Below are 11,301 nucleotides of genomic sequence, written 5' to 3'. Positions count from 1 at the left end.
CCCCCGCCAGCGCGTAGCGGAACGCCGCGAGGTACTCGACGACCGGCGCGTCGTGGGCGTCGGCCAGCGCCCGCACCAGCGGGACGTAGAACAGCCGGTTCAGCCGGCCGTACAGCCGGTCGTTCTCGACGCGGGCGTAGTACCCCTTCGAGAAGGCGTACCCCTCGCCCAGCGGGAACAGCAGCCGCGGGACGTGGGTGGCGGCGTAGCTCTCGGCGTCGGCGTCGTGGACCGCGATGAGGTCCGTCTCGGCGGCCGCGACGCCCAGCGCCAGCCACACGTCCCGGCCTTTGCCGGTCGGCCCGTCCAGCCCGGCCGACTGGAGGTACTCCGCGAGCGGCGGGGCCGAACACCACAGCACCTCCGTCGGGACGTCGAAGCCGTCGAGCCACGCGGCCACGTCGCCCACTTCCTCGGGGGTGGCCCGGAGGGCGACGAGGACGTTCGCCGGGTCGACCTGTTCGAGCGTGGCGAACACCCGCTCTGCGGCCAGACTGGCGTGGTCGCGTTCGGTCATCGGGACGACGACCGTCGCCCGGTCGGTGGGCGCGGCGGGAGCGGCGCTGCCGAAGTCGTGCAGCGTCGTCACCCGCTCTTGGACGTACTCCATACCCCCGCTGTGGGCGGGAGCGAGATAAGCGCACGGTCGGCGGTTCCGCCGGACGTTTATCACCGAGTGGGTCCGAGGTGTCGGTATGACTGGTATCGGCGTGCCAACGACAACGCTTAAGCGGCGACCGAACCACGCGGGGAGTAACGTATGGGTGCGATAGAGGACGTCTACGCGGACATAGACACCGACGAGGTCTCCGAAGAGGAGTTCCGCGAGGCCGTCGAGGAGAAGGTCGAACAGATGGGGGGCTTGGCCGACGAGGAGACGGCCGCGATGTTGCTCGCGCACGAACTCAACGAGGGGGAAGTCGAGACAATCGCCGACATCGAACCCGGGATGGACGAGGTGAAGTTCATCGGGAAGGTGATGCACGTCGGCGAGTTGCGGACCTTCGAACGCGACGAGGCGAACGAGGACGGCCGCGTCATCAACGTTGAGGTCGCCGACGAGACCGACCGCGTCAGGCTGGCGTTCTGGGACGAACAGGCCGTCTCCATCGACGACGGGCAACTGGACGTCGGCGACGTTCTCCGGATCAAGGGCCGGCCCAAGGACGGCTACAACGGTCTGGAGGTCAGCGTCGACAAGGCCGAACCCGACGAGGACGTCGAGATAGACGTCCACCCCGGCGGGACGGCGACCATCGACTCGCTGCGGATGGGCGAGTCCGACGTCGACTGCAAGGGCGTCGTCCTCGACACCGACGAGGCCCGGACGTTCGACCGGGACGACGGCAGCGAGGGCCGGGTCGCCAACCTCACGCTGGGCGACGAGACGGGCCGTATCCGCGTGACGCTGTGGGACGACCGGGCCGACCGCGCCGCCGAGTTGTCCGCCGGAGCGGTCGTCGAGGTTGTCGACGGGTACGTCCGCGAGCGCGAAGGGTCCTTGGAGTTACACGTCGGCGACCGCGGCGCGGTCGAGGAACTGGACGAGGAGGACGTGACGTTCGACCCCGAGACCGAACCCATCGACGGCCTCGAACTCGACACGTACGCCGACATCGGCGGCGTCGTCCGCTCGGCCGAGGAGACGCGGACGTTCGACCGCGACGACGGCAGCGAGGGACAGGTCCGCAACGTCCGGATTCAGGACGACACCGGCGACATCAGGGTCGCGCTGTGGGGCCCGAAAGCCGATATGGACGTCCACCCGGGCGACGAGGTGTTCGTCGCCGACGCCGAGATTCAGGACGGCTGGCAGGACGACCTTGAGGCCTCCGCGGGGTGGCAGTCGTCGGTCATCGTCCTCGAGGACGGGGCCTCTGCGCCGAGCGGCGACAGCGGCGACACGACGAGCGAGAACAGCGGTGCGACGGGGCTTGACGCCTTCGCCGACGGCGACAGCGATGCGGACACCGACGATGCGGACGCGGCCGCCGACGCCGGCAGTTCGACCGCGAGCGAGGACGCCGGGGCCGTCGAGATGACGGAGTTCACGGGCACCGTCGTCCAGACGGGCGACCCCGTGATTCTCGACGACGGGACCGAGACGGTCAGCGTCCAGACGGGCGCGAACGTCCAGTTGGGCGAGGAGGTGACCGTCCGGGGCCACCGGGACGGCGACACCCTCGATGCGGACGAACTGTTCTGAAGATAACGGAAAACGCTTAAGAAGGCGTCAGCCCCCTTGTGGCGTATGAGTGTCGAGCTTCCGTTCGCCCCCGTCGATTCGATCGTTCGTCGCAACGCCGGGGGCCTTCGGGTGGGATCCGGAGCGACCGAGGCGCTGACCGAACGCATCCAGCGTCGTGGGGCAGAACGGGCCGTACGGGCGGCCGAGGCGGCCACTGCCGACGGCCGGAAGACGCTGATGCCGACCGACTTCGGCGTCGAGACGGTGCCCGACAGCGACGAGTTGGAACTGCCCATCGCGCCGGTCGACCGCATCGCGCGCCTCGACATCGACGACCGCTATCGGGTCGCGATGGACGCCCGCATCGCGCTGGCGTCGCTGCTCGAGGACGAGGCCGACACCGTCGCGGAGGTCGCGGCGCGTCTGGCCCGCCACGCCGGCCGGCGGACGGTCAAACGGCCCGACGTCGAACTGTACGACGAACTCCAGCCACACTTCGGATGAGAGTCGGCTACCGCGATGTCTGTCTCGAACACGATACCGGGCCGCGCCACCCCGAGAGCCCGGACCGCCTCCGGGCGATCAAGCGCGCGCTGGCCAGCAGACACAACGTCGAGTACGTCGCGCCCGAGGCCACCGACCGCGGGTCGGCGCTCGCGGTCCACACCAACGGCTACATCAACGAACTGGAACGGTTCTGCGAGGACGGCGGCGGCAACTGGGACGCCGACACGGTCGCCGTCGAGGAGACGTGGGACGCGGCGTTCGCGGCCGCGGGGCTGGCCGAGTGGGCCGCCGAGGCGGCGTTGGACGGCGCCGACGGCCGGGAGACGCCGTTCGCCCTCGGTCGCCCGCCGGGCCACCACGCCGTCGCCGACGACGCGATGGGGTTTTGTTTTCTCAACAACGCCGCCGTCGCCGCCCAGTCGATGCTCGACGCCGGCGCGGCCGACCGCGTCGCCATCTTCGACTGGGACGTCCACCACGGCAACGGCACGCAGGACATATTCTACGACCGCGAGGACGTCTTCTACGCCTCGGTCCACGAGGACGGTCTCTACCCCGGCACCGGCGAGATACCCGAGACGGGCGAGGGCGACGCCGAGGGGACGACGCTGAACGTGCCCTTCCCCGCCGGGTGTGGCGACGCGGAGTACGTCGCGGCCGTCGAGGAGGTCATCGGTCCCGCTATCGTCGAGTTCGACCCCGACCTGCTGATCGTCAGCGCGGGCTTCGACGCCCACGAACACGACCCCATCTCGCGGATGGTCGTCACCACCGACGGCTACGGCCTGCTGACGGACGTGCTCCGGTCGACCGTCGCGGAGGCCGACGCCGCGATGGCATTCGTCCTCGAAGGCGGCTACAGCTTAGAAACCCTCTCGGAGGGCGTCGCACAGGTCCACGAGGTGTTCGACGGGCTAGAGCCACACGCCCACGACTGGGAGATATCCGAGTCGGGCCGGTCGGTCATCGAGGAAGTGAAAGCCCAAGGGTTCCCCTCGCGGGAGCCGTTCGACCACGACGAACCGGACCCCGGTACCGACGAGGAGTGACCGCCCGCTCAGGGCCGCGGGTCGAAGTACGCGGCCAGTTCCGTCCCGAACCGGTCGGCCAGCGACGCCACGTCGGTCCCGGACAGCACCGAGTAGTCCGCCCGTAACTGTCGTTCGACGGCGACGCCCAGCGCCACGTCGAATATCGCGTCGCTCGCCAGCAGTGCCTCGGGCGTCCGGACCGACCGTTCGCGCTCGACGACGTACCGGTCGCCGTCGACGAAGGGCCCGGTCGCGTCCCCGTCGGCGTAGGCCTCGAAGAACGACCCCGCGTGGTCGCGGACGTGGACCGGCGGCCCCTCGTGGCGCTCGACGGCCGGCAACTGCGGGACCTGACACTCCGCGAACAGCACGGACCGGTCGTCGTCGGCCAGCACGCGGCTCCGGAGGACGCCGAACCCGCGGCGGTCAAGCTCGCCGACGACGCCGCCGAGGGACTTCCTGAGCTGTGGGTAGAGGTCGTCCTCGACGAGGTCCGGGGTGTCGAAGACCACCGCCACGGGCGTCGTCCCGCGGGACTCGACGGCTGCCTCGACGCCGGCGGCGTCCAGCGGGTCGGGGTCCGACGGGACAAACAGCGACTCGCGGGGGTCGGCCAGCAGTTCGCGGGCGTAGTGCTGGAAGCGGGCGACGCTGTCGGGCGCGGCGACGGCCGCGACGTTGCGCTCGGGGTCCGTCGGATCGACGACGACCAGCGGGTCCTCGAACGTCGTCTCGCCGTGGCCCTCGGGGTCGAACCGGACCGGCGGCCGCCAGTCGGCGGCGGCCTCGACCAACTCGCGGAAGCCGCCGTATTCGAGGATCAGCAACTCCACGAGGTAGCCCGAGAACCCCCGCGTCCGGAGGTCGCTCCCGTAGACGCCGATACCGGTACAGAACTGCTTGCACAGGCGCACTTCGCCCGCCAACGCCTCGTCCAACCGCTCTTCGACGTACGCGGTGTGGAACGGCGTCCGGTCGACGGCCGACTGGATTTCGCTCGCGTCGGCCACGTCGTAGCAGGGTACTAAATCGACGTCGAAGCCGTCGATCTCGCCGACGGTGTAGGGGTGTTCGGCGTACTCCTCGCGGCCGTCGGGGAGGACCTCGCGGCCGACTTCGAGGCCGTACTCCTCTAGGTCCGCGCGGTCGATGTCTGCCGGGAACCGGACGAAGACGTCGATGTCGCGGTCGCCGGCCAGCCACGTCCCGCGGGCGGTCGACCCCACCTGTATCACGTCGGCCGCGACGGGCAGGTCGTCGATGGCTGCCTCGATACGGTCTGTGAGGTCGGCGACGGCGGCCTCCATCCGCGCTTGCTCGTCCGCGTCGGGGCTGACCCGCTCGCGGACCCGCCGGCACACTGTCTCGACGGACTCGCTCATATCCGAGGGTCCCGCCAAGTACGTGAAAGCGTATCGGTGTGGGGCGAAAACGAAAGCCCTAATTAATGGCTCCGGCTATCTCGGAGCGAACACGGGCCGCCGTAGCTCAGTTGGTAGAGCACCACGCTGTTAACGTGGTTGTCCCAGGTTCGAGTCCTGGCGGTGGCGTTTCTCCCCGGTCGTCACACCGACAGTGGCACGTTTCCAGTCCCCCGGGACCGTCTACCGCTGGTGACGACACCTTCCTCTCACTCGCTCGACGTGAACTCGAAGCGTGCGCCGCCGTCGGCCCCGTCGGTCACGTGGACGGACCAGCCGTGCGCTCTGGCGATGTCCGCGACGATGGAGAGGCCGAACCCGGTTCCGTTCTGGTTCGAGGTTACGCCGTGGTCGAACACCGTCTCCCGCTTTGCCGGTGGGATCCCGTCACCGTCGTCCTCGACGTAGAACCCGTCGTCGTCGCCCCCTAGCCCGCCGACGGTCACCGCGGCGTCTCGGCTGCCGTGTTCGATAGCGTTCCTGAAGAGGTTCTCGAACAGTTGTACCAACCGGCTCCCGTCCCCGGGAACCGTCGGGATCGTCTCTTCGACTGCCAGCGTGGCTTCGTCGGTGTCGACGTACCCCCACGCCTCCGTCGCGACGGACTCCAGATCGATCGCTTCGGCCGCCGTCACTGTCGTTTCGCCGCGCGCCAGCGTGAGGAGGTCGTCTATCAGCCGCTCCATGCGGTCGTGGGCGGACTCGATCCGGTCGAGGTACTCGATGTCCTCGTTCTCACCGACGATTTCTAGGAACCCGGTGGCCACGGACAGCGGGTTCCGGAGGTCGTGGGCGACGACGCTGGCGAACTCGTCGAGTCGCTCGTTCTGTCGCTGCAGCTCCGCCTCGCGGTTCGCCCGCGCGAACGCCGCCTCGACAGTGGTCCCGAGTATCCGGAACAGGTCCACGTCCGTATCGGAGAACGCTTGTTCGGTGGGTGTCCCGACACCGACGACCCCGAACTCACCTAGCGGTACGAAGAGGCCGTTCTCGATGCGCTCTGCGGAGCCGTCGGGGCCGACTTCGGCGTGGATATCCTCGTGTATCCGCAACTCCGTCGCCTCGAAGGCGCTCCAGGCACGGCTCTCTCCCGGTTCGAGCCGTGGTAACTCGCCGACCGCGTCCCTCGCTGCTTCGCTCGCAGCCAGCGGCACGAGTGTGTCGGTCTGGTCGGCGTACTCCCACACGCCGGTGAGTTCGAACCCGAGCACCTCGACGGTCGCCTCGACGGCGATGTCACCGACCTCTTCGACCGACTCCGCCCTGCTGAGTCGCTGGGCGGTCTCCTGTAGCGCGCGGAGTTTCGACTCCAGTCGTTTCTGCTCGGTGATGTCCTCTAAGACGGCGAGGATACTACTCACCTCCCCGTCACGGTCGGTGATGGGAGCGACCGACAGGAGCAGGTCGAGTTGTTCGCCGTCTTTGGTCTCCCGTCGTATCTCTTTGCCGCGGATCCGCTCGCCGCTCAAGGCACGCTCCCGATGCTCGGTGAACTCCCCCTGCCGTTCCGCCGGGATCATCGGGTTGTACTCGCCGAGCACTTCCTCCCGGGACCAGCCGAACATCCGCTCGGCCTCGTCGTTCCAGCGAGTGACGGCGCCCTCGTCATCTATCTCCATCACGGTCAGCGGCGTCGCCTCGATGAGCGACTCCAGTCGCTTGTTCGTCGCCGCTAAGTCCCGTTCCCGTTTGACCTGCTCGGTCACGTTCCGGGCGATACCCACGATACGGACGATATCCCCGTCGACGACAACCGGGGCGAGGCTCGTCTCCCAGAACCGCGCGTCGTCGGCGACGTCCAGTTCTTCGCGGTACGAGATGGGGCCACCTTCGCGGACACAGCGCGTGTAGTTCGCCGCCAGTTCGGCACCTCGGTCCTCGCCGAAGACCGCTCGCGGCGTTTCGCCTCGAACCTCCTCGGTCGTGAGGCCGGTCTGTGTCTCGTACCCCGGACTGAGCCGAGCGAACTCGAACCGCGGATCGTCGACGCTCCCGTGAACGTCGAGCAGGAATATGGCGTCCCCGGACGTTCCGAGCAGCGCTTCGTACTCCTCGGCGAGTTCCCGGTAGTCCCGCTTTTGGGACTGCCGTTCCGTGATGTCCTGAAACACGCCACGGATCACGGGGTCGCTGTGCCGCGTGCTGTCGACGCGCTCTCCCCACGCCCGCACGGACCGTACCTCCCCGTCGACCCGAACGATCCGAAGGTCGAGGTCGTAGGGCTCACCGTGTTCTATCGCTCGTTCGACAGCCGTCGCGATGGTCTCTCTGTCCTCGGGGTGGTAGAACTCGATGCCGTCGTCCAGCGACGGCTCGTACCCCTCCTCGACTCCGTGTATCCGACGGACACCGTCAGACCAGTCGAGGTCGCCCGTCTCCGGGAAGTACTCCCAGACGCCGATGTCGGCGATGTCCTGGACTCGTTCGAACAGGAACTCCTGGCGTTCGAGTTCGGCCCGGTCTTTCCCTCGGGCTATCTCGGTGCTCACCAGTTCCGCCACCAGTTCGACGAAGGCTCGCTCACGCGATCCAAACGGCGCGACTCGCGTCGTCGGACTCGAGAAGTTGACAGTCCCGTAGCGCTCCCCGTCGACGACGAGTGGCGCACCGATGTACGACTCCAAACTGAACTCCCGGTAGGCGGGGTGAGTCTCCCGCCCGTCGGCGACCGCGTCCGCGAAGGCACAGACGTCGTCCTCCGCGACGACCGCCTCGCAGTACGTCGATCCGAGAGGGAACGTATCACCGGCTTCGATGTCGGCGTCCGGTGAGTGCGTCGCTTCGACCGTGTAGTCGTCGCCTCGGATGTGCGAGACGATACCGATATCCAACCCCAGATTCCGACACCCCACCTCCAGCAAGTTCCGGAGGCGCGTCTCGACGGGGACGCCGTCTTCGGCCATAACGGTCTGTAGCGCTCGGTGTGCGTCCCGATCCCGCTCTAACTGCCGGTTGACATCGGCCTGTTCGGTCACGTCTCGTCCGACGACGAGTACTCGACCGTCCGACCCACCCTGAAACGGCGTGACACGGACGTCGAACGTCCGCTCTTCGGGTCCGGTCGCGATTCCGAGTTGCACGTCCACGTCGTACAGACCGGTGGCGCTGCCGTCTCCCGCGACCCCGTCGAGCGTCGAGTCGATCACCGCCGAGAGCCGTTCGCTGTCGTCGTCGTCGATCCGACCACCGACGACCGCGTCCAACTGTTGGCCCGTGATCCGGGCCGACTGGTTACCGACGACCACCCGTTTCGCGGCCGCGTTCGCGAACTCGATGGACCGCTCGCCGTCGAGGACGAACACGATGTCGTGGACGTTCTCCAGAATCGCCTCGCTCCGCTCTAACTCCCGCTCTCGCTCGCGTTCCGCAGTGATCTCACGTGAGAAGACGGTGAGCCCGTCGTCGTCGGGGAAGGCCCGAACCTCGACCCAGTACCCGAAGGGGTCCCCGAGACGCTGTTCGAACGACACCGGCTCGCCCGTCTCCATCGCGGTTCGATATCGCTCTTCGAGGGGTGTCCCGACCACGGACGGGAACTCCTCCCAGAGGGTCTTCCCGACGAGGGTGTCTGGGTCCCGGTCGACGCGGTCGGCCATCTTCTCGTTGATGTACTCTATCTGCCACTCGTCGTCGACGGCGTATATCCCGTCGGTCGCGCGTTCGAGCGTCCGCCGGAACCGGTGTGACATCCGCTCGGCGACTGCCTCCTGCCGGGCGGCCTCGACGAGCGTCCGGATGCGGCGTGTGAGTACCTCGAAGTTGTTCTGGTCCGAACGGATGGGAACGTAGTCGGAGACGTCCGCCCGTGTCGCATCGCTCGCTATCTGTTCGCTCCCGTGGCCGGTGAACAACACCGTCGGCAGTTCCTCGTTGTCGGTCCCGAGACGGTTCACGAGGTCGATTCCCGTCCCGTCGGGCAGTGTGTAGGACGTGACCACACAGTCGACCGCCGACGTTCGCACCCGGTCGAGGGCACCCTCGACGGTCCCGGCAGTCGAAAACTCGAAGTCAGATGCGCCGTTCAGGAACTTCGCTCGCGTCAACTCGGCAAAATCCTCGTCGTCGTTCACGTAGAGAACGTGTATCGAGGCGCTCTCGCTCGTCCCTTCGCCACTCATTGGCTAAACTACACACCCGGGAATCATCAATGGCTCGCGCCAGTTCTCGCTCACGATACTGGCGGCCGCCACGTAGCACGACGGTTATAAATAGGCGGTCCGTTCTTTTCAATCGCCGTGTCCAAACCCGTGTGAACACAGACCACACGAGCGTTATTTGGGCGGTAAGAGACCGTTCTATACCGTGATAATCCTGTATCTCGGGTAAGCGTCAGCCTGACGCCGAATCCCCTGCTTTTATATAGAATCACATTCAATCATTCGGACGAATATGAGCCAGCGAATGCAAGGGCAGCCGATGATTATTCTCGGCGAGGACTCCCAGCGGATGCAGGACAAGGACGCGCAGAGCCACAACATCTCGGCGGCGCGGGCAGTGGCCGAATCGGTACGGTCGACCCTCGGGCCGAAGGGGATGGACAAGATGCTGGTGACATCCACCGGCGACGTGACGATCACCAACGACGGGGTCACCATCCTCCGGGAGATGGACATCGACAACCCGACGGCGGAGATGATCGTCGAAGTCGCCGAGACCCAAGAGGACGAGGCCGGCGACGGCACGACCTCCGCGGTCTCCATCGCGGGCGAACTCCTGAAGAACGCCGAGGACCTGCTGGAGCAGGACATCCACCCGACGGCGATCATCAAGGGCTTCGACATGGCCGCCAAGGAGGCCCGCAGTCAGGTCGACGAGATCGCCACGGAGATCGACGTCGAGGACACCGAGGTCCTCCGGCAGGTCGCCGAGACCTCGATGACGGGCAAGGGCGCCGAGACCAACAAGGAACTGCTCGGCCAGTTGCTCGTCGACGCCGTCGAGGCCGTCACCGTCGAGGCCGAGGACGGCAGCAGCGTCGTCGACCTGGAGTTCCTCAACGTCACGACCGCCGCGGGCGGCGCGGCTGACAACTCCGAACTCCTCGAAGGTGCACTCGTCCGCGAGGACCCCGCCCACGAGGACATGCCGACGGACATCGAGGACGCCGAGATCCTCCTCGTCGACTCGGCGCTTGAGGTCGAGGAGACCAACGCGGACGCCTCCCTGACCGTCGACGACCCGAGCCAGCTTCAGCAGTTCGTCGAGCAGGAGGAACAGCAGCTCCGGGACATCGTCTCGGACATCGCCGACTCCGGCGCGGACGTCGTCCTCTGTCAGAAAGGCATCGACGACATGGTCCAGCACCTGCTGGCCAAGGAGGGCATCCTCGCCGTCCAGCGAGCCAAGAAGTCCGATCTGGAGTTCCTGCGTGAGGTCGTCGGGGCCCGTGTCGTCTCGGACGTCGGCGCCATCGCCGCGGAGGACCTCGGCAGCGGCGACGTCTCCCGGGACGCCGACGAGGGCTGGTTCCGTATCGAGAACGAGGGCGCCCACGGCGTCACGCTCCTGCTGCGGGGCTCGACCGACCACGTGGTCGACGAGCTCGAGCGCGGCGTCAACGACGCGCTGGACGTCGTCTCGGCGGCCATCGCGGACGGTCTCGTCCTCGCCGGCGGCGGCGCCGTCGAGGTCGAACTCGCCCGCCGGCTCCGGGACTATGCCGACGGCGTCTCCGGCCGCGAGCAGCTCGCCATCGAGGCCTTCGCCGACTCGCTGGAGCTCATCCCGCGCGCCTTGCGGAGAACGCCGGGCTGGACTCCATCGACACGCTGGTCGACCTCCGCGCGGCCCACGAGGACGGCGACGAGCACGCCGGTCTGAACGTCTTCACCGGCGAGGTCGAGGACACCTACGAGGCCGGCGTCGTCGAGACGGCCCACGCCAAGTCACAGGCGCTCGTCTCGGCCGCCGAGGCCGCCAACCTCGTCCTGAAGATCGACGACATCATCGCCGCGGGCGACCTCTCGACCTCGGGCGGCGAGGAAGAGGGCGCCGGCGGCCCCGGCGGTATGGGCGGTATGGGCGGCGGCATGGGCGGTATGATGTAAACCCAACCTTTTTTTACGCCTCGGGTCGTCCGCACGCGAGCCTTCCGGCTCGCGGCGGACCGCTCGGGCGAAAACTTGGGGAAAAAGGCCGCGTCCGCGCCGGGTCG

6 protein-coding genes, 1 tRNA gene and 2 pseudogenes are annotated in these 11,301 nt (G+C 67.6%); 5 read left to right on the top strand and 4 right to left on the bottom strand.

Annotated elements, in window-relative coordinates; translation table 11 throughout:
- A pseudogene (locus GJ629_RS10590) lies at window positions 1-610 on the bottom strand (glycosyl transferase family 2); the annotation flags it as partial.
- 150 nt (window positions 611-760) lie between these two features.
- Between GJ629_RS10590 and GJ629_RS10585 the strand changes: the two are divergent.
- From GJ629_RS10585 to GJ629_RS10575, 3 genes are read left to right on the top strand one after another with little or no spacing between them, the layout of a single operon-like run.
- Window positions 761-2,206, top strand: a complete 1,446-nt coding sequence (locus tag GJ629_RS10585) for a single-stranded DNA binding protein (protein WP_157512992.1) — start codon at window positions 761-763, stop codon at window positions 2,204-2,206.
- Window positions 2,207-2,251: 45 nt separating this feature from the next.
- Window positions 2,252-2,692 carry a histone family protein gene (locus tag GJ629_RS17715; RefSeq protein WP_157512991.1) on the top strand — a complete coding sequence of 147 codons (441 nt, stop codon included), beginning with the start codon at window positions 2,252-2,254 and terminating at the stop codon, window positions 2,690-2,692.
- A complete protein-coding gene (locus GJ629_RS10575; RefSeq protein WP_157512990.1) occupies window positions 2,689-3,744 on the top strand; it encodes a histone deacetylase in 1,056 nt (351 codons plus the stop codon). Before GJ629_RS17715 ends, GJ629_RS10575 begins: the two co-directional genes overlap by 4 nt.
- Window positions 3,745-3,752: 8 nt before the next feature.
- Here the strand turns inward: GJ629_RS10575 and cca are convergent, their stop codons facing one another.
- On the bottom strand, window positions 3,753-5,108 hold the full coding sequence (gene cca / locus GJ629_RS10570; RefSeq protein ID WP_157512989.1) for a CCA tRNA nucleotidyltransferase: 1,356 nt from the start codon (window positions 5,106-5,108) through the stop codon (window positions 3,753-3,755).
- 95 nt (window positions 5,109-5,203) lie between these two features.
- Between cca and GJ629_RS10565 the strand changes: the two genes are divergently transcribed.
- Window positions 5,204-5,276, top strand: a tRNA-Asn gene (locus tag GJ629_RS10565).
- Between the two features lie 80 nt (window positions 5,277-5,356).
- Here GJ629_RS10565 and GJ629_RS10560 read toward each other — a convergent pair.
- The gene (locus GJ629_RS10560) at window positions 5,357-9,265 is read right to left on the bottom strand and encodes a PAS domain-containing protein (RefSeq protein ID WP_157512987.1); all 3,909 of its coding nucleotides are present in this window, start codon (window positions 9,263-9,265) and stop codon (window positions 5,357-5,359) included.
- A 271-nt stretch (window positions 9,266-9,536) separates the two neighbouring features.
- Here GJ629_RS10560 and thsB point away from each other — a divergent pair.
- Window positions 9,537-11,041 (top strand): annotated as a pseudogene (thsB, locus tag GJ629_RS10555) (thermosome subunit beta); the annotation flags it as partial.
- Here the strand turns inward: thsB and GJ629_RS17990 are convergent.
- Window positions 11,033-11,301: hypothetical protein (locus GJ629_RS17990; protein ID WP_370515866.1), on the bottom strand; the 269-nt coding region annotated here is incomplete at its 5' end. The pseudogene thsB and the gene GJ629_RS17990 sit on opposite strands and share 9 nt — an antisense overlap.

The sequence above is a fragment of the Halapricum sp. CBA1109 genome (genome assembly GCF_009741825.1).
Taxonomy (GTDB): domain Archaea; phylum Halobacteriota; class Halobacteria; order Halobacteriales; family Haloarculaceae; genus Halapricum.
Note: the sequence above shows the minus strand (reverse complement) of the source record. Positions and strands in the feature narration are given on the sequence as shown.